Here is a 25756-nt window from a genome sequence, read left to right as displayed (position 1 = left end):
GTGATCGCTCCGGCATAAAATGAATTTTTCATTTCGCGCTTTGACGAACGATCAGTTTCACCGGCACTTCGCGATGGCGTGACGGCAGGCTGAATTTGGCGATCCGCGTGACCAGCAGATCCACCGCGTGGTGGGCGAGCAGGGCGGTATTCTGCTGCACGGTAGTCAGCTGATAGGGCTGCCAGTCCGCCTGGGGAATATCATCGAAGCCGATAATCGCCGGTAGCGAAGCGGCGGGGTTGTCCGCCCGCAGGCCGTCCAGCGCGCCGAGCGCCAGCATATCGGTGGCGCAGAACAGCGCCTGCAGCTGCGGATGCGCGGCAAGCAGCTGCCTGGCTGCGGCAAAGCCCGCCTGATAGCCGCTGCTGTCGCAGAAGTGCGCGGCGACCTCCATGCCCTGGGTATGGGCAACAAACGCTTCGTAGCGCTGGCGGGTGCTGAAGTTATCCAGGCTTTCGCCGATAAACCCGGCCTGGCGCCACTGGCGCTGGGCAAACAGGTCGGCCACCAGCTTCGCGCCCTGCGCGTTGTCGCTGCACACGCGATCGCAGCCGGCCAGCTCGGCGTGGCGGTTGATAAGGGTCACCGGGATTTTTCGCTCCAGATACTCCTCCGCCAGCGACAGCGGCGGCGCCCCGGAGGTGATAATGACCCCCGCGACGTGATAGCTCAGCAGCTGCCTGAGCGACGGGGCGAGCTGCTGCGGATCGTCGGCGTTCATCAGCAGCGGCATAAAACCGTTGAGCGCCAGCTGGTGGACCAGCGGCGACAGCAGCTTGCTGCGGAAGGGATTATCAAAACCGGCGGTGACGATGCCGATAAAATTGCTGCTGCCGGTGTTCATCGTGCGGGCGATAATGTTGACCTGATAGCCCAGCGTTTCCGCCGCGGCGAGGACCTTCTGGCGGGTTTTTTCCGCCACCGATGCGCCGGGCGTAAAGGTGCGGGAAACCGCGGAACGGGAGACGCCAGCGAGTCGGGCAACGTCCTCTGCCTTAATCCATTTTTTTTCGCTCATAGTATCAGGGTACGGGTTATCCTCAGTGAGCCCGCGCCGACGCTGGAACCCATGGCCGGCACGGAAAAAGTCGTTAAAAGGTACCACATAAATCCCCGGGCGAGCAGTGGGTTGACGCGGCATCGCGGCCGCGTCAACGTCAGGCTTATGCCGGATAGCGAATCTGCTCCGCCTGGCGCTGCAAAATAACTTTGCCGTGACGAATGGAGGTCAGCACTCTGGCCTGGCGGCGCAGCGCGTCGTAGTCGTTTTCCGCATCGAGGATCAGCAGGTTCGCCGGGCGTCCTTCGGCAATGCCGTAGTTGTCGCCGAGGCACAGGGTGCGGGCGCTGTTATCGGTAATCAGATCGAGGCAGCGCTGCAAATCTTCGTATCCCAGCATATGGCAGATATGCAGCCCGGCGTCGAGGATGCGCATGATGTTGCCGTTGCCCAGCGGGTACCACGGATCCTGAATGGAGTCCTGGGCAAAGCAGACGTTGATCCCGGCGCGGTCCAGCTCTGCCACCCGCGTCACGCCGCGGCGTTTCGGCCAGCTGTCGAAGCGCCCCTGCAGGTGAATGCTTTCGGTCGGGCAGGAGATAAAATTGATGCCAGACGCTTTAAGCAGACGGAACAGCTTCGAGCAGTAGGCATTGTCGTAGGAGCCCATGGCGCAGGTATGGCTGGCGGTGACCTGCGCGCCCATGCCGCGCACCCGGGCCTCTTCCGCCAGCACCTCCAGAAAGCGCGACTGCGGGTCGTCGGTTTCATCGCAGTGCACGTCCACCAGGCGGCCGTGGCGCTGGGCCAGGTCCATCAGAAAAACCAGCGAGCTGACGCCCTTATCGCGGGTGTTTTCGTAGTGCGGAATGCCGCCCACCACGTCGGCGCCCATTTCGATGGCGCGGGTCATCAGTTCGCGTCCGCCGGGGAAGGACTCAATGCCCTCCTGCGGGAAGGCGACAATCTGCAGATCGATAAGATGGGCCGCCTCTTTTTTCACTCTCAGCATCGCCTCAAGCGCCGTCAGGGAAGGGTCGGTGACATCAATGTGGGTGCGCACGTGCTGCACGCCGTTGTCGCGCAGCATGCCGATGGTTTTCAGCGCCCGCTGGCATGTATCTTCGACGGTGACGCTCGCTTTGCGCTGGCTCCAGCGGGCGATGCCCTCAAACAGGGTACCGCTCATATTCCACTCCGGCTCGCCCGCCGTCAGGGTGGCGTCAAGATGGATATGCGGTTCGACGAACGGCGGGATGACCAGCTTTTGCTCAGCGTCGATATCGTCGGCGTCAGCCGCCTGCGCCGCGGCCTGCGCGGTGATGCTTTTAATCACGCCGTCCTGTAAGTCGAGGGTATAGAGCGCTTCTTGATGGCGCAGGCGCGCGTTGATAATTTTCATGGTTGTTCCCGTAAATGGTTTTGCGACATACGCCAGATCGCTAAGGCGACCGAGGCGTTGAGATGAAACTGCGGGTGGCTGACCGGATAGCCGGTCAGCTTTTCAATACGCTGAATGCGTTGATGCAACGTGTTGCGGTGAATGCCCAGCCGCTCGGCGGCTCTGACCACGTTGCCGCTCTCCTGAAGCAGCGTTTCCAGGGTCTCCATCAGCAGCCAGGGGCTTTTGCGATCCGGCTCAATCAGACAGCCGAGGGTGTCGTGCATAAAGTCGCTCAGCAGGGCGGGGTCGCTAACGGCGGAGAGCAGCTTGATAAACCCCAGCTGCTGGTAGTCGCTGATGCGCTGGGCCGGACGCAGGTTATCGCTGAGGTCCAGCGCCTGACGCGCCTGCGACAGCGCGCGCTGATATCCCTGCAGCTGCTGCACCGGCGCCGAAAGGCCGCACAGCAGCGATAGCCCGTCGTCGCCCTCCGCCAGTGCGATCAGCCACGCCTGGAGCCACGTTTTTTGCTGATAAAACTCGCCTTCCTCATCCGGAAGCAGAAAGAGAAACATATTGCTGCGCTCGACCAGCGGAAAGGGATTACCCTGCTGATTGAGCTGCTGCTGCAGCCGCTGGCGTACGGTGCGGCGGGCCTGCTGCAGCCAGGCTTCGGCCTGCTCCGGCGGAAACTGGCGAAACAGGCGCGGGATCCCCTCAAGGCGCAGCGCCGCCACCCGCAGCGGGCGGGTAAAATCCAGCTGCTGGTGGAGCGCCCGCTGATGCAGGATTTGCAGGTCGGGATAGTCGCCGGTTAACAGCTGCAGCAGAATATCGCGCTGCGATTGCAGGGCGTTTTCGCTGCGCACCAGCGCGGTACCGATGCGTTCGGTCACGATCACCATTTTCAGCAGATAGGGCTGTTCGATCAGCGGAATGCCCAGCTCGTCGGCCAGCGCAATCAGGCGCGGCGGGATCGCCTGAATGTACGCGTCGCCGGTAAGGATCACCATGCCGGCGATCCCGCGCTGCTTGCCCTCCATCAGCAAATGGATCAGGTTTTCTTCATCGCGGGGATGGTTGATTCCGGTGATAAACACCAGCTCCCCACCCATGATCCATTCGGCGATATTTTCATTTTCCGCCACGTAGTACCAGCGAACCGCCAGCTGCAGCCCCTGCTTACCGGCGCGCAGGCGCATGGCGGAGAGCCCCTCCAGGGCGAGGATTTCGCTGACCGTCAGGCTCACGGCTACTGCTCCGTGACCGAATCAGCGGCGGGCTGACGTTTGCTCAGACGCGTCAGCGCGATATAGACCAGTGCGGAAACGGTAATGCCAACCAGCGGGGCGATCCACGGCGACAGGTAAGCCACCACCGCGCCCACGGCGTAGGCGCCCAGCCCCAGCCAGTTAAAACGCGGCAAACGGGCGGTGTGCAGCAGCGGATAGCGGCCGCCGCGATAAAACCAGTAGTCGGCGAGGATAACGCCGCCGATGGGCGGGATGATGCTGCCCAGCAGCACGAGGAAAGGGATCAGCATTTCATACATACCGCCAATGGCCAGCAGAATGCCGACGCCGGCGGCGACCACGGTCAGGGTGCGGCGACGCTCGCTGCGCAGCAGATGACAGGCGGCGGCCGAGACGTTATAGATCGTCGGCCCCTGAATCGTCAGCAGGTTGAGGCACAGCATTACCACCGCGGCGACCGACAGCCCCTGCAAAATCAGCACCTCGACGATATCGGCCTGCTGGTAAACGATGGCGCACCAGGCGCCGGCGATAATCATCAGCCCGTTGCCGATCAGGAAGCTGCTCATGCTGGCGACGATGGCGGTGCGGCTGGAGTTGGCCAGCCGCGTCCAGTTCGTCGCCTGGGTCGCGCCGCTGGCAAAGGTGCCGAATACCATGGTAATGGCCGCCGACCAGGTCATGGTTTCACCCGGTTCGATTTGGGTCATCGCCTGCCAGCCGCCGGCGTGATGGGCGGCAAGGTACATCGACACCACCAGCAGAATAAACATCAGCGGTACTGATACGCGCGACAGCGCATCCAGCCCCTTATAGCCCACCAGCGCGGTGACGCAGAACAGGATGCCGAACAGGATCATCAGCGGAATCGTCATCGCCGCAGGCAGGGCGAGGATTTTGACCAGCGAGATGGCGACCGTCGCGGTTCCCCAGGCGTACCAGCCCAGCTCGGCGAAACCGAGAATAAAATCGGCGAGCTTGCTGCCGATTTCACCGAAGCAAAAACGGCCCATCAGTACGGTATTTAGCCCGCTGCGCGCGGCAATCCAGCCGAGCGAGGCGGCGTACAGGGCCAGCAGAAAGTTACCGATAACCGCAATCCACAGCAGGTTAACGATGGAGAAAGAGACGCCAAGCTTGCCCCCCGCGAACATGGTGCCGGTGAAAAAAGTAAAGCTGAACAGAACCATCGAGATGGAAAAAACGCCCTTGCGCCCGGCGGCGGGCGCTTCGACGAGCGGAAAATCATTGCTGTTTGACATGGTGGAACCTCTGAGTGGCTATCCAAATAGCGATGGCAGAGGGGTAGCAAGAGGTGTGCCAGAAAAAGCGGGGCAGGGGTAACACAATGGGGTGGGCAGTATGCACATAAAACGACGTTAAACGGCCGCTGTTTGCCATAAATGTGTGCACAGTGCCATGTTTTGCACCGCCGTGGGGCAGTGGGATGTGACTCCTGCCCCCGCATTTTGTCGGACGACGGCTGGCGTCTTACCCGACCTGGGGGGCAGGTCAGAATCGACAAATGATGCCAATTTTACGCCGTTTCCCGGCGGCACGATCCCCCATCTTTTTAACCGCCCGCAGGCGGTAATTTTGGCGTCATGAAAATGCTCAGTTGTATTGTTGTTAAAAAGAGTAATTTCATATGCTTTTCTGATATAACCATTATCAATGTAAGTCTTTCCTGAAATATTGTTCGCTTACGCTGGCGGTGTTAGTATCGGGTAAATAGCCATTTAGACGGCTAAATACAACATCGCTAAACTAAGGAACTGCTATGTGGCAAGAAAGACTCGCGCAACTGGTCACCACCTGTCATTGGATCGGCGCGAAAGGCTGGGCACCGGCCACCGGCGGCAATATGTCGGTGCGTCAGGATGAGACCTGGTGCTGGCTGAGCGAGTCGGGGCGCGATAAAGGCAGCCTGACGACGGAGGATTTCCTGCAGGTGGAGATCGCCAGCAATAAAGCGCCTTCCGGACGTAAACCCTCTGCTGAAACCGGCCTGCATACCCTGGTGTATCGCCTGTTCCCGGAAGCGAATGTCGTGCTGCACGTGCATACCGTCAACGCGACCGTGCTGTCGCGGATTGAAAAAAGCGCCACCCTGGCGCTGCAGGGCTATGAGATGCAGAAAACCCTGACCGGCCAGCACAGCCATCTTGATACCGTGCCGGTCGCCATTTTTGATAACGACCAGAATATCGATGCCCTGGCGGCGCGCATTGAAGATTATGCGCAGACCCACCCGCTGCGCTACGGCTTCCTGCTGCGCGGCCACGGCCTGACCTGCTGGGGCAAAGACATTCACGAAGCCCGTCGCCAGCTCGAAGGACTGGAATTTTTGTTCGAATGTGAACTGATGCGCCGCCGCTACGAGCGCGACTAATTTCTCTTCACCAACGGGTCAGGCATGGATTTTTATCTCGGAATCGATATCGGCACCTCGCGCGTGAAAGCGGTGCTGTTTGATGAACGCTTTCAGGCGTGCGCCAGCGCGGCGCAGAACACCGGCCCGCGGCTGTCGGCCAACGGCCACGCCGAGCAGGATATGGCCCAGCTGTGGCAGTCGGTGGTGGCGATTTTACGCGATATTGCCCGGTATCCGGCGCTGCAAAGCGGGCGTTTACGCGCCATCGGCCTTGCCGGGCAGGGCGAAGGGGTCTGGCTCAGCGACGCCGAAGGCGAACCGGTCGGGCCGGGTATCCTGTGGAGCGACACCCGCAGCCGCGACCTGATGAGCGAACTGCTCAGTCGCCCCGGTTTTGACCGTCGCTTCTTTGACGATACCGGTACCCATCTGCAGCCCTGCAACACCAGCATGCAGCTGTACTGGCTCAAGCATCACCAGCCGGAGCGGCTGGCGGCGGCCCGCTATCTGTTTTTCGCCAAGGACTGGATCCGCTTTCGCCTCACCGGCGTCGCGGCGCTGGATCTTACCGATGCCAGCACCTCTTTGCTGAATCAGCAGAGCGGAAAGCTATCCACGGTGGTGCTCAATGAGATGGGCCTGGCAGATTTACAATCTCTGTTCCCACCGCTGCTGGCGCCGGACGTGCAGGCGGGCGCGCTACGTGAAGAGGTCGCGGCGCTGACCGGGCTTCCCGCCGCCACGCCGGTCGCGGCGGGGGCGCTGGATGTGTGCAGCGCGGCGCTGGGCTGCGGCGCGGTCAACGATGGCGATATTTATACCATTCTTGGCACCACCTGCTGCACCGGTATCGTCTGCCACGGTCGCCAGACGGTCAACGAGGGGACGCGCTACGTCACCCATACCGAAGCGGGCAGCTTTATTAACCTTTTTCCGATGCAGGCCGGGACGCCGAACATCGACTGGCTCCAGCAGCAGATTGCGCTGGAGCCGGATTTACAGCAGCTGGAACAGCATATCGCCAGCGTTGAGCCCGGCAGCGGCGGCGTCTTCTGGCAGCCCTACCTCAACGGCGAACGCGCCCCGTTCTTTAGCCCCGAGGCGCGGGCCGGTTATTTCGGCATTAGCCAGCACACCACCCGTGCGGAGCTGCTGCGGGCGGTGTTTGAAGGGCTGGCTTACGCTATCGTCGACTCGCTTCAGGGCTACCCGCAGGGCGGCGAACTGTACCTGACCGGCGGCGGCGCGGCTTCGGCAACCTGGCTGCAAATCATTGCCGACTGCACCGGCAGAACGGTGGTTTCCAGTCCTTTCAACGAGCTTAGCGCGCGCGGCGCGGCGATTCTGGCGGCGCGCAGCGTCGATGCCCTGAGCCGCTATCCGGCGCTGGAGCAGACCCGCTATCGACCCCATCCGCAGGCGCACAGCCGCTACGCCGCGCTCTATCCGGTGTATCGCCTGCTGCGCGAGCAGATGCTCCCGGTGTGGCAGGCCCGCCGCGAGGCGCTTCAACGTATTTCTCAGGAACAACGCATATGAAAATTGTTTTTACCGCCGAACACGCCGGCGACCTCAGCGCTTTTCAGCAACTGGGCGAACTGCGGGTAGAAGGCTGGGCGCTGGGCAAGCCGAAGCTGAGCGCAGGCCAGCTGATCGAACTGGCCCACGACGCCGAGGTGCTGGTGACCAGCTACGATGAGGTGACGGAAGCGGTGATCGCCGCCTGCCCGCGTTTACAGGTGATCGCCTGCACCCGCGCCAATCCGGTGAATATTGATACCAAAGCCGCCCAGGCGCGCGGTATCCGCGTGCTCTATACGCCGGGGCGCAACGCGGACGCCGCCGCCGAGCTGACGCTGGGGCTGATGCTGAGCCTGGCGCGGCATATTCCGCAATCCCACGCGGCGCTGAAGCGCGGCGAATTCACCCACGCCGAAAACGCCGCGCAGGCCACCCAGAGCGGACTGCGCCGCGATGTGGTGTGGGACGTTAGTCCGCAAAGCCCTTATGAAGTCTTTAAAGGCAGCGAGCTGCGCAACAAAACCCTGGGGCTGATTGGCTACGGTAATATTGGCCGCCGGGTGGCGCGTATCGCCCGCGCCTTTGGCATGGCGGTACTGGTGGTGGACCCGTTTGTCGCCGCCGAGGATATCAACGAACCGGGGCTGCAAAAGACGACCCTTGAGGGGCTGTTCCGCGAGGCGGATATCGTGAGCCTGCATCTGAGCAGCGGCCCGCACAGCGATGGGCTGGTGAACGCGCCATTGTTGAACAGCATGAAGCCGGGCGCGCTGCTGATCAATACCTCGCGCGCGGCGGTCGTGGACGAAGACGCGCTGATTCACGCGCTGCGCCACGGCCCGCTGGGCGGCGCGGCGCTGGATGTCTACCATAGCGAGCCGCTGTGGCGCGACCATCCGTTTGTCACCGAGTTTGATAACGTGATTATTACGCCGCATATCGCCGGGGCGACGCGGGAGAGCATTGCTAAACATACGGCGATGATTGCCGCCGACCTCCAGCGCTATGTCGCCGGAGAGCCGCTGCTCTACCAGTGGCGTTAAGCCGCGCTTGCCGCCGCGCAATGCGGCGGCGAAGCTTGTTATCCGCGACGGTGGGTCGCCATAAACTCCTGCGTATGCTGCCAGTCCACCACGCCGGCATCCGATCCCATGCCGGTCGCCACCAGCGCGGCGACGGCGGAAGCCACCTCGCACGCCGCTTTGACGCTTAACCCCCGGGCCAGTGCGGCAATAAAGCCGCCGCAGTAGCTGTCGCCGCAGCCGGTAGTATCTACGGCATCGACCCGGAACGGCGCGATATGCTCGACGGCGCCGTCGCGGGTCAGCAGCCAGGAGCCGTTTTCGCCGTCCTTCAGAATGCAGGTTCCGACGCCAAGCGCAAAGAAGACGCGGGCAATCGCTTCCGGCTGGGTCTCCCCGGAGAGATACGCCGCTTCTTCAAGGGAAGGCATAAAGTAGTCCACCGACGGCAGCAGCGGGCGCAGCAGATCCAGGGTGCCCGCGTCGGGGGCGATTAAATCAAAGCTGGTGGTGACGCCGCGGGCTTTCGCCGCCCGCAGCAGCAGCGCGCTTTGCCCGCTATCCATCGCCGCCAGCAGGCCGGTGCCGCCGTGGTGCAGGAACCGGCAGTCGAGGATCGCGTCAAACTCTTCTTCGCGGATAAAAAGCGCATCGGAAGCGCCCCGACAGTGCAGCGCCGGGCGCTCGCCGTTGGGGCGGATGGGCAGGATCGTCGCCGACGTTTCCTGCTGCGCCGTGCGCTGGAGCAGCGAGCAGTCGATCCCCAGCCGCGCATAGCTGGCGAGGATAAAATCGGCTTTTTCATCTTCACCGAGGCAGGCCACCGCGGCGGTGCGAATGCCCAGCTTCGCGGCGTTAATATTGGCCCCGGCGGCGGTTCCGGCGGGGTTAAGACGAATTTGTTCGATAAAGGCTACCCCGCCGCGCGGTGGGATGTCGATCACCGGGCGACCGGCGATATCAAGAATAGTCAGGCCGACAAAGACGGCGTCAAAAGCTGCCATAGGTGCTCCGCTTAACGATGGGTCTGGCGCAGACGCGCCTGCCAGAAGGAGAGGGCCAGCGCGACCACCAGAATCACGCCCACCAGCGCATCCTTCACCAGGTAGTTCAGCCCCATCAGGTTCAGGCCATTATCAATAATCGCGAGAAACAGCACCCCGCCGAGGGTGCCGGCGATGCTGACCCGGCCGAGCCGGTTAAAGGCGGTGCCGATAAAGACCGCGGCGATGGCGTCCATCAAGTAGGCCTGGCCGGCCAGCGGCGTAAACTGGCGCAGGTTGGCGGAGAGAATGACGCCGCCGACGGCGCACAGCGCGGAGGCCGCCACCAGCACCCACAGCATGGTCCGGCGGTCGCGGATCCCGGCGATACGTGCCGCTTCGCCGTTCTGGCCGATAGCGCGCACGTACTTGCCAAACAGCGTGCGTTCGGTCAGCAGCCAGGCTACCAGCCACAGCGCCAGCACAATCACCACCGGCGTCGGAATACCGGCGATATTGCCGACCGCCAGATCGTGATACTCCGGCGCCATCCGGCGGTAGGAGATAGAGCCGCCGCCGTCGGTATAGATACGCTCGGCGCTGCTGGCGATAAACCAGGTGCCGAGGGTGGCGAGGAACGGACGAATCTGGCAGATAAGGATCAGAAAGGCGTTCAGCAGGCCGATAATCACCCCGCCGAGCAGCGCGCAGCCCACCGCCGCCTGCCACGGCAGGTGCCAGGTCTTCAGCGCCACCAGCGCAAAAGCGGCGCCGAAATCCAGCGCCACGCCGACGGAGAGGTCAATCGCCCCGGCGCTAACGATAAGGGTCATCGCCATCGCCACGATCAGCAGAATCGCGCTGCCCTGCAGCAAATTGGCCCAGTTATCGAAGGTCAGAAATACCGGGTTCGCCCAGCCGAACAGGGCAATCGCCAGCAGGGTAATGACGCCGAATCCTGCCCGCGATAGCCACGCCAGCGGACCGCTGTCGGTTTGCCCCGTTGAGGGGGTCTTGAGCGTCAGTTGGCTCATTAATGGCCTCCTTTATGTCTGACCGCTGAAGCCGCCAGCACCACGAGGATCAGGCCGCCTTTGATCGCGCCCATCCAGAAAATATTCACTCCCAGCAGGCCGAGCCCGTTAGAGAGCGCGTTGACCAGCACCGCGCCGAGCAGCGCCCCCCAGATGGTGACCACGCGCCGCCGCGAGAACGCCGCGCCGATAAAGGTCGCGAGGACGGTTTCCAGCAGCAGCGGCGTCGCCGTGCCGCTGGAGCTGCCTGAGCCCTGGCTGAGCAGCGGCAAAATCGCCAGGCCGGCGGCGATGCCCGCCAGCAGCCAGACGATAATGGTCAAACGGCGAACGTTGAGTCCGCTCATCTGCGCCATATCGCGGTTACCGCCCACCGCCTGTAAATGCTGGCCGAAGCGGGAGTGGTGGAGCAAAAACTGAAACAGCGCGAATACCGCCAGCAGATAGATCAGCGGCCAGGGAATGCCGAACAGATCGTTATCGCGAAAGGCCACCATCAGCGGGTCGCTCACCGCGATGCGCCGCTGGCCGGTCAGCAGGTCGGTCAGCCCGGTGAAGGCCACCGAAGTTGACAGGGTCGCCAGCAGCGGCGGCAGGCCCGCCGCCAGCACCAGCGTGGCGTTGACGGCGCCGCAGGCCAGGCTAACGGCGAGCAGCAGTAACAGCAGCGCCAGGTAAGGGGTGTTCCACTCCGCCATGCCGAGGCTGAGCAGCGCGACGCCGAGCACCGCGATGGCGGGCAGCGACAGGTCGATGCCGCCGGAGACCACATCATCGCCGCCGACGGCAATCACGCAGACCAGGCCGAAGCAGAGGATCGCCAGCGGCACGCTTTGCACCAGCATCATGCTGATATTTTGCCAGCTTAAAAAGAAAGGCGACTGCAGGCTGAGCCAGACCAGCAGCGCAAAAAAGAGAATCAGGGGAAATTTTTCGATAAGCGTCGTGATGCCCGGAAGGGGGCGGCGCTGGATACCTGCACTCATACCTGTTGTTCCTGTCCACCGTTAATCGTCACCAGCAGCGCGTCCAGCGTCAGCCCCCGGGTCGGGAGATTGGCCACCAGCTCGCCGCGCCACATCACCAGGATGCGGTCGCAAAGGCCCAGCAGCTCCGGCGCGTCGCTGGATGAGACCAGAACGCCGCGACCGCGATCCGCCAGCTCGCGGGTGCGCTGATAAATATCGCGGCGCGCGCCGATATCCACCCCGAGAGTGGGTTCATCAAGAATAAAAAGCCGCGCATCGGTGCCCAGCCAGCGGGCGAGAATCGCCTTTTGCTGGTTGCCGCCGCTCATAAAGCGCACCGGAAGCTCCGGACGGCCGGGGCGGATAGAGAGCTGGTCGATCCAGCTGCGCGCTTTTTCCAGCGCCCGGCCGCGGTGCTCCCAGCCGAAAGTGGCGGTCTCCGGTAGCGAGGCCAGATTGATATTGTCGGCGGTGGTGAAGGGGAGAATCAGCCCCTGATGGCGGCGGTCGCGCGGCACCAGGGCCAGTCCGGCCCGGGTTGCCTGATACGGCGTCCGCAGCCGCTTCGGCTGGCCGTCAACGCTTATCGTGCCGCTGCGGGCGCGGCGTAGCCCGTAAAGCAGATCGATCAGCACGTCGCGCCCGGCGCCCAGCAGTCCGGCGACGCCGACGATCTCTCCCGGCTGAATATCAAAGGTAATATCGCGTAACTGCTGCCCGTCGCTGAGATGGCGAACCGACAGTACCGGGGCAGCGGCATCGACCTGATGCGCGCTGCTCTGGCGCGGGGTATAGAGCTGTTCGATATCGCGGCCGACCATCATTTTGATCAGCGCGTCGGTATTCTGCAGAAGCGCCCGGTCGGGGTAGCCGACCACCTCGCCGTTACGTAGCACCGTGCCGCGATCGCAAAGGGCGGCGATTTCGTTGAGATAGTGGGAAATGTAGAGAATCGCGATCCCCTGTTCCCGCAGGCGCAGAATCGCGGAGGTGACCAGGCCGGCTTCCTGCGCTTCCAGCGGCGCGGTGGGTTCATCGAATACCACCAGCTTTGCCGCGCCGTCGATCAGCGCTCTGGCGATTTGCACCAGCTTGCGTTCGGCGAGGCTGAGGTCGCGGATCAGGCGGCGGGGATGAATATCCAGCTGCCAGCTGTCGCGGAAAAACGCCCGGGTGGCCGCGTTCATTCGCCGCCGGTCCAGCGCGCCCCAGCGGGTGCGGTACTCCTGGCCGAGAAACACCGATTCCGCCACCGTAAAGTGCGGGATCAGGTTAAGTTCCTGGTGAATAACGCGGATACCCAGCGCTTCAATCGCCGCGGGATTGCCGAGCGGCAGCGGCGCGCCGTCAAGGGTGGCGCTGCCGCTGTCGGCCCGATAGACGCCCGCGAGGATTTTTATTAGCGTCGATTTTCCCGCGCCGTTCTCGCCGATCAGGCCGTGAATTTCACCGGGATTCAGAAGCAGCGTGACCGCATTTAATGCAGTCACGTTGGCAAAGCTTTTGCCGATCTGGTTCATCGCCAGACCAGCGGCGGGGTTAACCCCGCCGGAGGATGGAGTGATCACTGCAGTTCGCCATATCCCAGCTGTTTGTAGACCGCTTTTGCCTCCTGCGGGCCTTTCACCGGCACCACCGGAATAAAGGTCTGCAGGGGCAGCTTCTGTTTGTCGAAGTAGCGCGCGACGTTATCGGCGGAGGTCTGGCCAATCAGGTGCGGCTGCTGGGCGACGTTGGCGACGAACGGGCTGCCCGGCTCGGCCATGATCTCCAGGGTTTCCGGGCCGGCGTCGATCGCGGTGACCTTGACGTCTTTATCGCGGCCGGTCTCTTCCAGCGCCTGGACAATACCGATAGCCGGCTGATCCCAGCAGGCGACATGGATGGCGTCGAGTTTGCCTTTTGGATACTGGCTCAGCAGTTCGAGGGTTTTCTTACGCGCATCTTCCGGCGAGTTGGCAAACTGCTCGGCCAGCTCCGGCTGAATAATGTGAATATCCGGATAATCCTTGAGGACATATTTCCACTGGTCATAACGAATGCCGCAAATACGCAGGGAGCTGGAGAATGCGTTAAATACCGCAACGTTGCCTTTGCCGCCCAGTTCATCGGCCATATAGCGACCAATGGTCGATCCCAGGGTGTAGTTATCGGAGGTGGTGTTATTGACCGAATATTTTGAAACGTGGTCTACGGTAAATACCGGAATGCCGGCATCGCGTAGCGCTTTGAATTTAGGCTCAACGGCGCTGTCGCCCAGAATGCTAATTACCGCATCGACCTTGCGCGACAGTAAAATATCGTGGTTATTCGCATGAACCTGGTTATCGCGGCCGCCATCGACGCCGATCACTTTACCCCCCAGTTTCTCTACCTCTTCGGTCGCACCCTTATAGGCTTCACGATCCCAGAAGTGCTGCGTCCCGACCACGGCGACGCCGATAGTTTTTCCCTGAAGTGATAAGGCATCCGCCGCCAGAGCGTTGACGGAGGCGAGCGAGAGCAGGCCCAGCGCGATGGGCAATAATTTCATTTTCTGCGACATTCTTATTATGGTCCTGTGATGGAGGTGGCTGTGCGGAGCAGTAGCATGACAACAACAGCCACACAATCTCAAATACAAAATATGTCTAAGTTATACCCGTTATACTTCAAGTTGCATGTGCGTTGGCTACGTGCGTTCACCCGAATCACTTACTTGAGTAAGCTCATCGGGACTCTCTTACTTGCCGCCTTCCTGAAACTTGAATTATTTAGGGTATATTAACGATGTTATATCGCAGATTTGCCTGAGAAAAACGTAAATTTGTTATCTGTAACCTGAAAATATTTCATGATGCAGCTTAATCCCTTTTTATTTTGTGGGCTTAATTTGCTTGCAACTCTTATTTATTCAAATAAAGATTGCTGCTTAATTAAAATTATTCTGTCGCTGTAATATATCGCATCTCGGAATAACGTAGAACTATTCTGCGTGGAAAATCCTTTCTCAGCAGCAGATTGTATGGTGATACGTATTTTATTCCCAGGATTCGCACGCTTTATTATGGCGGCCTTTATCGGGTGAGAAGAAAACAGGCAAGATGAAAAAACAACATAATCTGACCGTAATGCACTGGGGAACCTGGCAGGTCCAGGCCCGTGACGGCAACATTGAGGCGGTGACGCCGGTGCCCTGGGATAAAAATCCCTCACGTATTGGTCAGTCGCTCCCCGATGCGGTCACCAGCAAGACGCGCATTCGCCGTCCGGCGGTGCGCGCGGGCTACCTGCAAAATGGCCCGGCTTCGCGCGAGGGGCGCGGCAAAGAGCCGTTTGTTGAGGTGAGCTGGGAGGTGGCGCTCGATTTGCTGGCTCGCGAACTGAATTCGGTCAAAGCGCGCTGCGGCAATGAGGCGATTTTCGGCGGCTCCTACGGCTGGGCCAGCGCCGGCCGTTTTCACCACGCGCAAAGTCAGCTGCACCGCTTCCTCAAGTGCTTCGGCGGCTATACCGCCAGCACCAACACCTACAGCAGCGCGGCGGGCGAGCGTATCCTGCCGCATATTCTCGGGCCGCTGAGCCCGCTGCACCGCCAGCACACCCACTTTTCCGAGCTGGCGCGCGAATGCCAGCTGTTTGTCGCATTCGGCGGCCTGCCGCTGCGTAATGCGCAGGTCAACGGCGGCGGCGCCAACGACCATATGCTGAAATACTGGCTGGAAAAGATGCAGGCGCAGGGGACGCGCTTTATCAATATCAGCCCGGTGCGCAATGACCTGAGCGCCGTGGAGAGCGCCGAGTGGCTCGCCGTCCGTCCGGGAACCGATACCGCGCTGCTGCTGGCGCTCTGTTATGTGCTGATTAATGAATCCCTCTACGACAGCGGTTTTATCGCCAGCCATACCGTGGGTTTCGCGCCCTATCGCGCCTACCTGATGGGGGAGAGCGATGGCGTCGCAAAAACGCCGGAGTGGGCGGCGGCAATAACCGGTATTGAGGCGCAGCGGATTGCCGCGCTGGCGCGCGAGATGGCCAGCCAGCGCACGATGGTCAATATCTCCTGGTCGATTCAGCGGGCGCGCCAGGGCGAGCAGGCCTACTGGGCGACGGTGGCGCTCACCGCGCTGCTGGGGCAAATCGGTACGCCGGGCGGCGGACTGGGGTTTGGCTACGCCTGCACCAATCTGGCGGGGGCGGCGCGTAAGGCCTTTTCCGGGCCGCGCCTTCCCGCCGGAGAGAACGCGGTAAACCAGGTGATTCCGGTGGCGCGCCTTTCCGATATGCTGCTGCATCCGGGCGAGGCATACGAGTTTGACGGCCAGCATCTGCGCTATCCCGGCATCCGCCTCGTCTACTGGGCCGGCGGCAACGCGTTTCATCATCATCAGGATATTAACCGCCTGTGTGAAGCCTGGCGGCGGCCGGAAACGGTGGTCGTTCATGAACAGTTCTGGACCGCGCAGGCCAAATTTTCCGATATCGTTCTGCCGGTCACCACGTCGCTGGAGCGGGAAGATATCGGCAGCGGCGGTCACGACGGTTTTATGATCGCCATGAGCGCGCAGATCCCGCCGGTAGGCGAAGCGCGCGATGATTACGCCATCTTCTGCGACCTTGCCGAGCGGCTGGGCTGCGGCGAGCGCTTTAGCGAGGGGCGCGACGCCGGGCAGTGGCTGCGGGAGATCTACGAAGCGTCGCGGCCGCGCGCGCGGGAAGAGGGGATCGCGCTGCCGTCGTTTGATGAATTCTGGCGGCAGGGGGTGCTGGAATACAGCGCGCCGGAGAAACCGCAGGTTTTCCTGGCGGATTTTCGCGCCGACCCGCAGCGCTATCCGCTCTCTACGCCTTCCGGCAAGATCGAGCTTTTTTCCGAAACCATCGCCGGGTTTGGCTATCGCGAGTGTCCCGGCCACCCGTGGTGGGATGAGCAGGAGGCGGCCTGGCAGCGGCAGGAGGCGGCGCGCTGGCCGCTGCATCTGCTCTCCAGCCAGCCGCGCACCCGCCTGCACAGCCAGTACGATCACGGCAGCGTGAGCCGGGCGACGAAAATTCAGGGGCGCGAGCCGCTGTGGATGCATCCGCAGGATGCGCAGGCGCGGGGCATCAGCGAAGGCAGCGTGGTCAAGGTTTATAACGCCCGGGGAGCCATTCTTGCCGGGGTGCACCTCAGCGAGCAGATTTTGCCGGGAGTGGTGCAGATGTCGACCGGCGCCTGGTACGATCCGCTGGACCCGAATGAAAAAGGCTCGCTGGATAAGCACGGCAATCCCAACGTGTTAACCGAGGATCGCGGCAGCTCGCGGCTGGGGCAGGGTTGCAGCGCCCAAAGCTGCTGGGTGGAGATCGCGCCGTGGCGGGACGCGCTACCGCCGGTGACCGCTTTCGACCCGCCGAGGTTTATTGGCGCTTAGGCGCAGAGAATCGCCAGGCGGCGGCTGGCGCCTTGCCCGGCTTACAGGATTATCGCCGTTTGCGGGTCGGGTAGCCCGGACAGGCGCGTTACGCGCCGCCTCCGGGAAAGCGCCTTGAGAGTGATGATAAGCCTGTTCACCCGTTGAATCGCGGCGTTACGCCAGCCGCGGGTAGGCGCTGGCGATATCGTCGCCAGTAAACTGGGCAATCCAGCCTTCCGGGTTGTCGAAGATGCGGATGGCGGTGAAGTTGGGCTCCGAGCCCATATCAAACCAGTGCGGCGTGTGCGCCGGAACGGAAATCAGGTCGTTCTTTTCACAGAGCACCTGGAATACCTCGTCGCCAATATGCAGGCAAAACAGGCCGGCCCCCTCGACGAAGAAGCGCACTTCGTCTTCCCCGTGGGTATGCTCGTTGAGGAATTTTTCCCGCAGCGCCTCTTTCTGCGGATTATCCGCACGCAGGCTGATCACGTCCCAGCTCTGGTAACCCTTCTCAGCCACCAGCTTATCAATCGCATGCTGATAGGCGGCAATAACCGTTTCTGAAGCTGGCGCCGCGCCTAAATCGCGGTCGGCCTGCCAGCGCTCGAAGCGGACGCCTTTGGCGTTGAGCTGCTGCTGGATCTCTTCGGCGTTCGTGCTGTGCCAGAGAGAGTTTTGCGGGTCTTTCACGGAAAAAATGGTTAATGCGCTCATGCTGGGATCTGCTCCGGATGAATATCGTCAAAACGCTGAACCTGCGGATGGTGGCTGGCCGGGTCACGGTCGCCGCGCACCAGCTGTAGGGTGCGGAAGCCGGCCTCTTCGGCGGCATCCAGCTCCTGATGGATATCGGACAGGAACAGAATGGCGGCAGGAGGCTGTCCCAGCTGCTCAGCAATATTGCGGTAGGACTGCGCTTCGCGCTTGGCGCCTACCAGGGTATCGAAATAGCCGTTAAACAGATGAGTAATATCACCTTCGTCGCTGTAGCCAAATAACAATTTCTGCGCGGCGACGGAGCCTGAGGAATATACATATAAATCAATACCCTGTGACTTCCATTTTTCCAGCGACGGCAGGACGTCAGGATACAGGTGGCCGGTGAAGTCGCCATTGACGTAGCCTTCGCGCCAGATAATCCCCTGGAGCGCCTTGAGGGCGGTGGATTTGCGGTCTTCATCCATAAAGGCGAACAGGGTAGCAATAAGCTGCTCGACGCTGGCCGCCGGTTGGGCGATCTCTTCGCGCAGGTTATCGAGAATGGTCTTTACCGGATCGACAAACTGCTGGGCGGTCACGAAGCCGGCCAGGCGTTCGCGAGCGTACGGGAACAGGACGTTGTGGACGAAGCGAATGTCGCTGGTGGTGCCTTCAATATCGGTCACGATAGCGCGGATCATGAGTTCTCCAGAGTGAGCGGTAGGTCGTGCTGACGGTGGCGTTGTGCTGCTCGCTGTTTTCCACTCATAAGCATAAGCGAAATAACATTATCATTTAGACGTCTAAGCGTCTTGATTGCCAAATATTAACATCGTGTTATAGTGGCTTCAACAACAGCATCACAGACGGTACAAAAAGAATGAGCAATAAGCCACTGATTCCTGAGAGTAAACTTCCTTCACTGGGCACCACGATCTTTACCCAAATGAGCGCTCTGGCCCAGCAGCATCAGGCGATTAACCTGTCGCAGGGGTTCCCGGATTTCGATGGTCCGCGCTATCTGCAGGAGCGTCTGGCGCATCACGTGGCGCAGGGGGCGAATCAGTACGCGCCGATGACCGGCGTGGCTGCGCTACGCGACGCCATCGTCGATAAAACGGAAGAGCTGTACGGCTATCGTCCCGATGCCAACAGCGACGTGACCGTTACCGCCGGCGCGACGGAAGCGCTGTATGCGGCGATTACCGCGCTGGTACGTTCCGGCGACGAAGTCATTTGCTTTGACCCTAGCTATGATAGCTACGCCCCGGCGATTGAGCTGTCGGGCGGCGTGCTGAAGCGCATTGCTCTCCAGCCGCCGCATTTTCGCGTTGACTGGCAGCAGTTCGCCGCGAGCCTCAGCGACAAAACCCGGCTGGTTATCCTCAATACGCCGCACAACCCGTCAGCGACGGTATGGCAGCGGGAAGATTTTGCCGCGCTGTGGCAGGCGATTGCCGATCGTGAAATCTATGTGCTGAGCGATGAGGTTTACGAACATATCTGCTTTGCCGCCGAAGGGCATGCCAGCGTGCTGGCGCATCCGCAGCTGCGCGAGCGGGCGGTGGCGGTCTCTTCATTCGGTAAAACGTTTCATATGACCGGTTGGAAGGTGGGCTACTGCGTGGCGCCTGCCGCTATCAGCGCCGAGCTGCGTAAAGTGCATCAGTATCTGACCTTCGCCGTCAACACCCCCGCTCAGCTGGCGATCGCCGATATGCTGCGCAGCGAGCCGGAGCACTATCGCCAGCTGCCGACGTTTTACCGCGAGCGGCGGGACCTGTTTATTGATGCGCTGCGCGCCAGCCGTCTGGAAATTTTGCCCTGCGAAGGGACCTACTTCCTGCTGGCGGACTACAGCGCGGTCTCGGATCTGGATGATGTCAGCTTCTGCCGCTGGCTCACCACCGAGATCGGCGTCGCGGCGATCCCGCTGTCGGTGTTCTGCGCCGATCCGTTCCCGCATAAGCTGATACGCCTGTGCTTCGCCAAACAGCCAGCCACGCTGCTGGCTGCGGCGGAACGACTGTGTCGTCTGTAGTTATTTAACGGTCCACGCCTGAGAAAATTGACGGTCGCCGAACATCTCCACCAGGCCGTTGATTTGCTTCAGGCGCAATACTTCGTCTGAGTCCATCCCTAACTCTTTGCCGATTTTCTCGTCACACCAGCCGAGATGCGCCAGCTCCTGGACGATTTCCGACATCGCATGAATCTGATGACGTCCGCGCGCCCGGTTGTGGCGGATGGTGGCGGCCATCAGAGAATCACGCCCGGGGCTGCTCTTTTCCAGGCAGGTGACGGGAAGGTAGCCTTTCAACCGTTTTTTCAGCGCCGCTCTGCCGCTCGCCAGCTCATGACGGTGAAAACCGTCGATAATGGAATAGCGCTCCTGATCCTGTTTCACTACCACAATGGGCTGCGTGAAGCCGTCCGTTTCCAGCGAGGTGAACAGCAGGCGTTTTTCCGGTGGAGCAAGGTTATTTGGGTTGTAATCATTAGGCAAAACGGCGTCCTGTTTTACCCACAATACGCAGTCAACCGGTTGTGATTTGAAGGGGCTATATTCATGCAGAATCTGGCGAAAGGCGTTAAGCGCAGTAATCTTTTCCTCTTCATCTTCCAGCGATTGTAGATAGCGTTCGAGATCCTGGATTAATTGTCGTTGCATAGTATTCCCCATTGCTGGCGCTTCTTATTCATCCGTTCGCGATAGCGTTTATATTGCGTTGCTTTGGTCGGGCTGAAAGAGAGCTGGCGGCACCAGTAATCATTGTTCAACAGAACCTTACAGATGCGCCGCCAGGACGGGACGTCTTTCGAGCCAATATCCGCCGGTTGCGTGTCCGGAATATCTATCATTCCCTTTTTTTGGTACCAGTGAAGATAGACGGCGATTTTATTGCGGTAATGTTCCGCCGTTTTCTCCGGCATGCTGTCGAGTAAAAACAGGGCGAAGCTTTTCCAGGTATGATGCGCGGGTTTATCCAGCTTACGATGGCCGTAGAACTGATTATCGTGACCGGCGTAGACCCCGCCGCAGTGGACGCCGCTGACGCGCTGGCACATGGCGGCCCAGCGTTCAGGCTCCAGCACATGGTAGAGCCACAGCCCCTGGCGCTGCTCCGGGCCAAAGGGTTCGCAGATACGCATATAGCGCAGCGGTACGCCTGCCTGATACATCAGGTTATAGAGCGGGTTGTAGGAAAGGCCGCTTTTACCGAACCAGGTCCAGATATCGGCGGTTTTCCAGTCGTAGATAGGGTAGATGTACCACGCGTGTCCGCCCGGCGCGGAGGTGGTCCAGGGTTTATCGTCGGCGAAGCGAAGCTTGCGCTGCGAGGAGATGGTGATAAACCGATTTAACGATTCATCGGCGCGGATGCCAATCATTATCGCCGCGGGACGATTTCGCGAAAACCAATCGGCAAATTCGCGAACGAACGTTTCAAAACTCATGCCCGATTGATAAAACGGGAAAAAGCCGGGATCGGTAATCGCGTCCTCTGGCGGTTGGCGCACCCAGCGCGCGCCGGGTTCCCAGCACTGCCATTCGGGATGATATTGGGTCAGAGAGTTCTGGGTGGTGAGAGGCAACGCGACCCAGAAAAATTGCTCAATAACGTCGCGATACTCTGCGCGCATCTTTTCACAATGCGCAATGGTGCAGGAGAACTGCGCTTCCCAGTCGACAAACAGGACGCAAATCTTTTTGCCTGTACGGCGGGCCTGCTGCGCCGTGAGATGCAGCATGGTTGTAGAATCTTTACCGCCAGAAAAAGAGACGCAAATACGGGAGAAGTTTTCCATTACCCATTCTATTCGCTGCTGACTGGCCTGCAGAACGGACTCGGGTAATGGAAGTTTTATAAAAGACACAGCCATTATTCCTTTAATTCTTAAAGATACTGTGTACTTATATCATATTTATTTCTTAATCAAGCGATTAGTTATCATTCATCAATTAAATCAAATGGCTTAAATTATTCAATAATATTATTCTTTTCGCACTCGTCGATAAAGTTTGCAAAGTTCGGGTCGTCAAGGTTTACCCGATTGTAAATCATATAAATAGCGATGGAGGGGATCTTAAATGGCGTCTCTATAATTTTAAATTTATTATGGAAACTGATGTGCTCTAAAATACAGGTAGGCACAAAACCAATAATATCAGTTTGCTGAATAACATTAAGGATAGCGGTGTATGAGTCGCTACTGAAAGAAATTTTTCTATCAGAAAGTATGCCGGCAGCCTGGCTTTGAAAAGACTTCGTTCCCTGATCGTTACAAATATAATAAGTAAAGCGCTCCTGCAGTATGGCTTTCGTCGTTGTTAGCAATGCCAGCCGTGGATGATTTTCGCTACAAACCAGTGAAATGTCCAGCTCCTGGATACGTTTACACACCGTGGCTCGCGATGACAGGGGGGTGGTGCTGAATATCAGGTCGGCTTTACGGTAGGCCAGCAGGCTTTCTACCGACTCTCCTGACGCCAGCAGGTCATGATGTTCAACGTGAAGGTTTGAATCATCTAATAACATATGGATCAGGCTGGTTGTTTTAGGGGTAATAAAAAGCTGCGGCGCATAAACAACCAGACGTTTCTTTAATTCAGAACGATTGGTGAGATAAATAGTTTGTTCTAATTGATTAAGATTTTTTTCAAGATGATGGTGGAGATTAACCCCGACGGTGGTAGGCGTAATTCCTTTACCTGAACGAACGAATAGCGGGTCATTCAGCTGGGTGCGTAGCCGCTGTAGCGACTGACTGACGGCAGAAGGCGTAATGAATAGCGTTTCCGCCGCTTTACTGATGCTCAAATGCTGGTAAATGCATTCGAAAATAACGAGTAGGTTCAGATCAAATTTCTTGAGATCGTAAAGATTAGCCATTATCAACGTCCTGTTAAGCTGGCGGTATGGAAAATAGGTGACTATATGTCTGTATTATATTCATTGTGTGAATATTTGTTTCTTATTATTTAATGCAGGCGCTGTTATTAAGTTTATCTAAATATATACCAGCGTTGCGCATTCTACCAGATCCTTTTGTGTACCGCTGAAGGCAGGGGAGGAGGTCATTTATAAATACTTATCTTGCCCCGCTTATCATCTGTAGTTTTTCTTTAAGGGGAAGCCCGAACGCTTGTTGAAGTCTATTGGGTTATTCATATTATAAATTACTGATCCGCGTGTGGCACTGAGGGTGTTCATCAACCGCGGGCGGTAATTAAATATTTTTATTCTCCGGCTTTCGCTGGTCCTGCGGGCAAGTATGGCAATTGGAAGAGCGGCAGTGGTGACCGTCTGCATCGCGCTAACGCGGGAAACATGTCAGAAAGAACGGGCGTTTCGACATGATGATGCCCGGTGAAAACACCGGAAAAAGTAGGGCTAGCGGTAAAACCTATTACAGCCATAGGTAAGACCTGCCGCCGCGCGGATTGCCCTTTCGTTCAGCGGGTGATGTAATCCCTTAGCTGTTACATTAAGGTGTAGAGCGCAACACACTGCCAGCTACTGGCGCTGAACCTACCTGCGGGTGTTTCAGGTAACGGGGCCGCCTGCGAGGGCGGCCTTTTTACTTTTCAGCGCATATAATGCGAAACGCGGTAGAAGATTGCCATCGCGTTGACAGGTTCACAAAGTTGTCTTGTTCCGGTTGTTAGATAACGCTTATTGATTCGATAATGCAAACGCATTGGTCGAGTCAGGAAAAATTCGTTAACTTAGACCTCAACGAAAACACGGAGGAAGTATAGATGTCCTTAATTAATACCAAAATCAAACCTTTCAAAAACCAGGCGTTCAAAAACGGTGAATTCATCGAAGTTACCGAGAAAGATACTGAAGGCCGCTGGAGCGTCTTCTTCTTCTACCCGGCTGACTTCACCTTCGTTTGCCCGACCGAACTGGGCGATGTGGCAGACCACTACGAAGAACTGCAGAAGCTGGGCGTAGACGTTTACTCCGTCTCTACCGACACTCACTTCACCCACAAAGCGTGGCACAGCAGCTCTGAAACCATCGCGAAAATCAAATACGCGATGATCGGCGACCCGACTGGCGCCCTGACCCGTAACTTCGACAACATGCGTGAAGATGAAGGCCTGGCAGATCGTGCCACCTTCGTTGTTGACCCGCAGGGTATCATCCAGGCTATCGAAGTTACCGCTGAAGGTATCGGCCGCGACGCGTCTGACCTGCTGCGTAAAATCAAAGCAGCTCAGTACGTAGCTTCTCACCCAGGCGAAGTTTGCCCGGCTAAATGGAAAGAAGGTGAAGCGACTCTGGCTCCGTCTCTGGACCTGGTCGGCAAAATCTAAATTTCCGTCTCCTTTCACGCAATTGCTGCGTTGGCGTCGCCTGCTCACCCCGGTCACTTACTGAGGTAAGCTTCCGGGGATTCTCAGGCTAGCCGCCTTGCTCTTGCGCGAAATGCTTAGGAAATTGCGTAGTAATATCTGGGCGCATCTGCGCCCGTTTTATTCCAACACCATGATGCAAGCGTATTCAGGCTGCCTGAACGAGGCCGCTTGCATGATGATGTTTTAAGCCCAGGAGATAAAAATGCTCGACACCAACATGAAAACCCAGCTCAAGGCTTATCTTGAGAAGCTGACCAAACCTGTTGAGCTGATTGCCACGCTGGATGACGGCGCTAAATCGGCAGAAATCAGGGAACTGCTGGCTGAAATTGCTGAACTGTCAGATAAAGTTACCTTCAAAGAAGATAACGGCCTGGCGGTGCGTAAGCCGTCATTCCTGATTACCAATCCCGGCTCCAGCCAGGGGCCGCGCTTTGCCGGCTCTCCGCTGGGACATGAATTCACCTCTTTAGTTCTGGCTCTGCTGTGGACCGGCGGTCATCCGTCAAAAGAAGTGCAGACCCTGCTGGAGCAGATCCGCAATATCGACGGTGATTTTGAGTTCGAAACCTACTATTCGCTTTCATGCCATAACTGCCCGGATGTGGTTCAGGCGCTGAACCTGATGGCGGTACTGAACCCGCGCATCAAGCACACGGCGATTGACGGCGGAACGTATCAGAATGAAATCACCGAACGCAACGTGATGGGCGTACCGGCGGTATTTATGAACGGTAAGGAATTTGGTCAGGGTCGCATGACGCTGACGGAAATCGTTGCCAAAGTGGATACCGGCGCGGAAAAACGCGCGGCGGAAGAGCTGAATAAACGTGAAGCCTATGATGTCTTAATCGTCGGCTCCGGCCCGTCCGGCGCAGCGGCAGCCGTTTACTCCGCGCGTAAAGGCATTCGTACCGGCCTGATGGGTGAACGCTTTGGCGGCCAGGTGCTGGATACCGTTGATATTGAAAACTATATTTCCGTACCCAAAACGGAAGGCCAGAAACTGGCTGGCGCATTAAAAGCGCACGTCAGCGAATACGATGTTGATGTGATCGATTCTCAGAGCGCCTCCAGACTGATCCCGGCGACGGTTGAAGGCGGCCTGCATCAGGTTGAGACCGCCTCCGGCGCGGTGCTGAAAGCGCGTAGCGTTATCATTGCCACTGGCGCGAAATGGCGTAACATGAACGTGCCGGGTGAGGATCAGTATCGTACCAAGGGCGTGACCTACTGCCCGCACTGCGACGGCCCGCTGTTTAAAGGCAAGCGCGTGGCGGTTATCGGCGGCGGTAACTCCGGTGTGGAAGCGGCAATCGATCTGGCTGGCGTTGTTGAACATGTTACTCTGCTGGAGTTCGCGCCGGAAATGAAGGCCGACCAGGTTCTGCAGGATAAAGTCCGCAGCCTGAAAAACGTCGATATCATTCTCAACGCGCAGACCACGGAAGTGGTGGGCGACGGTAGCAAAGTCACTGGCCTGCAGTACCGCGACCGCGTGAGCGGCGATGAGCATCATGTTGCGCTGTCGGGGATCTTCGTGCAGATCGGCCTGCTGCCGAATACCAACTGGCTGGAAGGCGCGATTGAGCGCAACCGCATGGGTGAAATCATCATTGATGCGAAATGTGAAACCAACGTGAAGGGCGTTTTCGCTGCCGGCGACTGCACGACCGTTCCGTACAAACAGATTATTATCGCCACCGGCGAAGGTGCGAAGGCGTCCTTGAGCTCGTTCGATTACCTGATTCGCACTAAGACTGCATAATT

Annotated in this window: 21 protein-coding genes; 7 read left to right on the top strand and 14 right to left on the bottom strand. The window is 58.9% G+C overall.

What is annotated here, in order from left to right:
- Nucleotides 1-28: 28 nt before the first annotated feature.
- The 4 genes from CDA56_RS17805 to codB form a co-directional block, all read right to left on the bottom strand.
- The gene (locus CDA56_RS17805) at nucleotides 29-1018 is read right to left on the bottom strand and encodes a LacI family DNA-binding transcriptional regulator (RefSeq protein WP_014228374.1); all 990 of its coding nucleotides are present in this window, start codon (nucleotides 1016-1018) and stop codon (nucleotides 29-31) included.
- Between the two features lie 145 nt (nucleotides 1019-1163).
- Nucleotides 1164-2402, bottom strand: a complete 1239-nt coding sequence (gene codA / locus CDA56_RS17800; protein ID WP_103814110.1) for a cytosine deaminase — start codon at nucleotides 2400-2402, stop codon at nucleotides 1164-1166.
- Nucleotides 2399-3634, bottom strand: coding sequence for a PucR family transcriptional regulator (locus CDA56_RS17795; RefSeq protein WP_009653171.1), 1236 nt, complete (start codon nucleotides 3632-3634; stop codon nucleotides 2399-2401). Before CDA56_RS17795 ends, codA begins: the two co-directional genes overlap by 4 nt.
- A gap of 2 nt (nucleotides 3635-3636) precedes the next feature.
- On the bottom strand, nucleotides 3637-4899 hold the full coding sequence (gene codB, locus CDA56_RS17790; protein WP_057173675.1) for a cytosine permease: 1263 nt from the start codon (nucleotides 4897-4899) through the stop codon (nucleotides 3637-3639).
- A 518-nt stretch (nucleotides 4900-5417) separates the two neighbouring features.
- On the opposite strand from codB, the gene CDA56_RS17785 reads away from it, so the two are divergent.
- Genes CDA56_RS17785 through CDA56_RS17775 form a run of 3 tightly spaced genes read left to right on the top strand, consistent with a single transcriptional unit; the run spans nucleotide 5418 to nucleotide 8575 of the window.
- Nucleotides 5418-6029 (top strand): methylthioribulose 1-phosphate dehydratase, encoded by a 612-nt coding sequence (locus CDA56_RS17785; RefSeq protein ID WP_014837792.1) that lies wholly within the window; start codon nucleotides 5418-5420, stop codon nucleotides 6027-6029.
- A gap of 24 nt (nucleotides 6030-6053) precedes the next feature.
- Complete coding sequence (locus CDA56_RS17780) at nucleotides 6054-7550, top strand: FGGY-family carbohydrate kinase (RefSeq protein WP_032748674.1); 1497 nt, start codon at nucleotides 6054-6056, stop codon at nucleotides 7548-7550.
- Nucleotides 7547-8575, top strand: a complete 1029-nt coding sequence (locus tag CDA56_RS17775; RefSeq protein WP_025106415.1) for a 2-hydroxyacid dehydrogenase — start codon at nucleotides 7547-7549, stop codon at nucleotides 8573-8575. The genes CDA56_RS17780 and CDA56_RS17775 overlap by 4 nt, the downstream gene beginning before the upstream one ends.
- Before the next feature lie 38 nt (nucleotides 8576-8613).
- Here the strand turns inward: CDA56_RS17775 and CDA56_RS17770 are convergent, their stop codons facing one another.
- From CDA56_RS17770 to CDA56_RS17750, 5 genes are read right to left on the bottom strand one after another with little or no spacing between them, the layout of a single operon-like run.
- Nucleotides 8614-9558 (bottom strand): carbohydrate kinase family protein, encoded by a 945-nt coding sequence (locus CDA56_RS17770; protein ID WP_032694339.1) that lies wholly within the window; start codon nucleotides 9556-9558, stop codon nucleotides 8614-8616.
- Between the two features lie 11 nt (nucleotides 9559-9569).
- Nucleotides 9570-10571 carry an ABC transporter permease gene (locus CDA56_RS17765; protein WP_103814112.1) on the bottom strand — a complete coding sequence of 334 codons (1002 nt, stop codon included), beginning with the start codon at nucleotides 10569-10571 and terminating at the stop codon, nucleotides 9570-9572.
- Nucleotides 10571-11557: an ABC transporter permease gene (locus tag CDA56_RS17760; protein WP_102803492.1), complete on the bottom strand. Its 987-nt coding sequence runs from the start codon at nucleotides 11555-11557 to the stop codon at nucleotides 10571-10573. The genes CDA56_RS17765 and CDA56_RS17760 overlap by 1 nt, the downstream gene beginning before the upstream one ends.
- Complete coding sequence (locus tag CDA56_RS17755) at nucleotides 11554-13059, bottom strand: sugar ABC transporter ATP-binding protein (protein ID WP_047725149.1); 1506 nt, start codon at nucleotides 13057-13059, stop codon at nucleotides 11554-11556. The genes CDA56_RS17760 and CDA56_RS17755 overlap by 4 nt, the downstream gene beginning before the upstream one ends.
- A gap of 44 nt (nucleotides 13060-13103) precedes the next feature.
- Complete coding sequence (locus tag CDA56_RS17750; protein WP_004848735.1) at nucleotides 13104-14084, bottom strand: sugar ABC transporter substrate-binding protein; 981 nt, start codon at nucleotides 14082-14084, stop codon at nucleotides 13104-13106.
- Nucleotides 14085-14622: 538 nt separating this feature from the next.
- Between CDA56_RS17750 and CDA56_RS17745 the strand changes: the two genes are divergently transcribed.
- Complete coding sequence (locus CDA56_RS17745) at nucleotides 14623-16932, top strand: molybdopterin-dependent oxidoreductase (protein WP_102803491.1); 2310 nt, start codon at nucleotides 14623-14625, stop codon at nucleotides 16930-16932.
- Between the two features lie 156 nt (nucleotides 16933-17088).
- Here CDA56_RS17745 and CDA56_RS17740 read toward each other — a convergent pair whose 3' ends face one another.
- Nucleotides 17089-17631 carry a 1,2-dihydroxy-3-keto-5-methylthiopentene dioxygenase gene (locus CDA56_RS17740; protein ID WP_004848741.1) on the bottom strand — a complete coding sequence of 181 codons (543 nt, stop codon included), beginning with the start codon at nucleotides 17629-17631 and terminating at the stop codon, nucleotides 17089-17091.
- Nucleotides 17628-18317, bottom strand: a complete 690-nt coding sequence (mtnC, locus tag CDA56_RS17735; RefSeq protein ID WP_014837800.1) for an acireductone synthase — start codon at nucleotides 18315-18317, stop codon at nucleotides 17628-17630. Before mtnC ends, CDA56_RS17740 begins: the two co-directional genes overlap by 4 nt.
- 194 nt (nucleotides 18318-18511) lie before the next feature.
- On the opposite strand from mtnC, the gene CDA56_RS17730 reads away from it, so the two are divergent.
- Nucleotides 18512-19657 (top strand): pyridoxal phosphate-dependent aminotransferase, encoded by a 1146-nt coding sequence (locus CDA56_RS17730; protein ID WP_165795101.1) that lies wholly within the window; start codon nucleotides 18512-18514, stop codon nucleotides 19655-19657.
- Here the strand turns inward: CDA56_RS17730 and CDA56_RS17725 are convergent, their stop codons facing one another.
- From CDA56_RS17725 to citR, 3 genes are all read right to left on the bottom strand, one after another.
- A complete protein-coding gene (locus CDA56_RS17725) occupies nucleotides 19658-20287 on the bottom strand; it encodes an IbrB-like domain-containing protein (protein WP_047724253.1) in 630 nt (209 codons plus the stop codon). It abuts the gene before it with no gap.
- Nucleotides 20272-21495: a phosphoadenosine phosphosulfate reductase gene (locus CDA56_RS17720; protein ID WP_032750104.1), complete on the bottom strand. Its 1224-nt coding sequence runs from the start codon at nucleotides 21493-21495 to the stop codon at nucleotides 20272-20274. Before CDA56_RS17720 ends, CDA56_RS17725 begins: the two co-directional genes overlap by 16 nt.
- A gap of 104 nt (nucleotides 21496-21599) precedes the next feature.
- Complete coding sequence (gene citR, locus CDA56_RS17715; protein WP_048261238.1) at nucleotides 21600-22511, bottom strand: DNA-binding transcriptional repressor CitR; 912 nt, start codon at nucleotides 22509-22511, stop codon at nucleotides 21600-21602.
- 869 nt (nucleotides 22512-23380) lie between these two features.
- Here citR and ahpC point away from each other — a divergent pair.
- Complete coding sequence (gene ahpC / locus CDA56_RS17710) at nucleotides 23381-23944, top strand: alkyl hydroperoxide reductase subunit C (RefSeq protein WP_002894394.1); 564 nt, start codon at nucleotides 23381-23383, stop codon at nucleotides 23942-23944.
- Nucleotides 23945-24188: 244 nt separating this feature from the next.
- The gene (ahpF, locus tag CDA56_RS17705; protein WP_102803490.1) at nucleotides 24189-25754 is read left to right on the top strand and encodes an alkyl hydroperoxide reductase subunit F; all 1566 of its coding nucleotides are present in this window, start codon (nucleotides 24189-24191) and stop codon (nucleotides 25752-25754) included.
- Nucleotides 25755-25756 lie beyond the last annotated feature (2 nt).

The sequence above is a fragment of the Klebsiella michiganensis genome, assembly GCF_002925905.1.
In the GTDB taxonomy this organism is placed as follows: domain Bacteria; phylum Pseudomonadota; class Gammaproteobacteria; order Enterobacterales; family Enterobacteriaceae; genus Klebsiella; species Klebsiella michiganensis.
Note: the sequence above shows the minus strand (reverse complement) of the source record. Positions and strands in the feature narration are given on the sequence as shown.

Excerpts from the sequence above, each read along its gene's own strand:
- CDA56_RS17805 (WP_014228374.1), bottom strand. The coding sequence starts at position 1,018 with ATGAGCGAAAAAAAATGGATTAAGGCAGAGGACGTTGCCCGACTCGCT.
- codA (WP_103814110.1), bottom strand. The coding sequence starts at position 2,402 with ATGAAAATTATCAACGCGCGCCTGCGCCATCAAGAAGCGCTCTATACC.
- codB (WP_057173675.1), bottom strand. The coding sequence starts at position 4,899 with ATGTCAAACAGCAATGATTTTCCGCTCGTCGAAGCGCCCGCCGCCGGG.
- CDA56_RS17785 (WP_014837792.1), top strand. The coding sequence starts at position 5,418 with ATGTGGCAAGAAAGACTCGCGCAACTGGTCACCACCTGTCATTGGATC.
- CDA56_RS17780 (WP_032748674.1), top strand. The coding sequence starts at position 6,054 with ATGGATTTTTATCTCGGAATCGATATCGGCACCTCGCGCGTGAAAGCG.
- CDA56_RS17775 (WP_025106415.1), top strand. The coding sequence starts at position 7,547 with ATGAAAATTGTTTTTACCGCCGAACACGCCGGCGACCTCAGCGCTTTT.
- CDA56_RS17770 (WP_032694339.1), bottom strand. The coding sequence starts at position 9,558 with ATGGCAGCTTTTGACGCCGTCTTTGTCGGCCTGACTATTCTTGATATC.
- CDA56_RS17765 (WP_103814112.1), bottom strand. The coding sequence starts at position 10,571 with ATGAGCCAACTGACGCTCAAGACCCCCTCAACGGGGCAAACCGACAGC.
- CDA56_RS17760 (WP_102803492.1), bottom strand. The coding sequence starts at position 11,557 with ATGAGTGCAGGTATCCAGCGCCGCCCCCTTCCGGGCATCACGACGCTT.
- CDA56_RS17755 (WP_047725149.1), bottom strand. The coding sequence starts at position 13,059 with ATGAACCAGATCGGCAAAAGCTTTGCCAACGTGACTGCATTAAATGCG.
- CDA56_RS17750 (WP_004848735.1), bottom strand. The coding sequence starts at position 14,084 with ATGTCGCAGAAAATGAAATTATTGCCCATCGCGCTGGGCCTGCTCTCG.
- CDA56_RS17745 (WP_102803491.1), top strand. The coding sequence starts at position 14,623 with ATGAAAAAACAACATAATCTGACCGTAATGCACTGGGGAACCTGGCAG.
- CDA56_RS17740 (WP_004848741.1), bottom strand. The coding sequence starts at position 17,631 with ATGAGCGCATTAACCATTTTTTCCGTGAAAGACCCGCAAAACTCTCTC.
- mtnC (WP_014837800.1), bottom strand. The coding sequence starts at position 18,317 with ATGATCCGCGCTATCGTGACCGATATTGAAGGCACCACCAGCGACATT.
- CDA56_RS17725 (WP_047724253.1), bottom strand. The coding sequence starts at position 20,287 with ATGCAACGACAATTAATCCAGGATCTCGAACGCTATCTACAATCGCTG.
- citR (WP_048261238.1), bottom strand. The coding sequence starts at position 22,511 with ATGGCTAATCTTTACGATCTCAAGAAATTTGATCTGAACCTACTCGTT.
- ahpC (WP_002894394.1), top strand. The coding sequence starts at position 23,381 with ATGTCCTTAATTAATACCAAAATCAAACCTTTCAAAAACCAGGCGTTC.
- ahpF (WP_102803490.1), top strand. The coding sequence starts at position 24,189 with ATGCTCGACACCAACATGAAAACCCAGCTCAAGGCTTATCTTGAGAAG.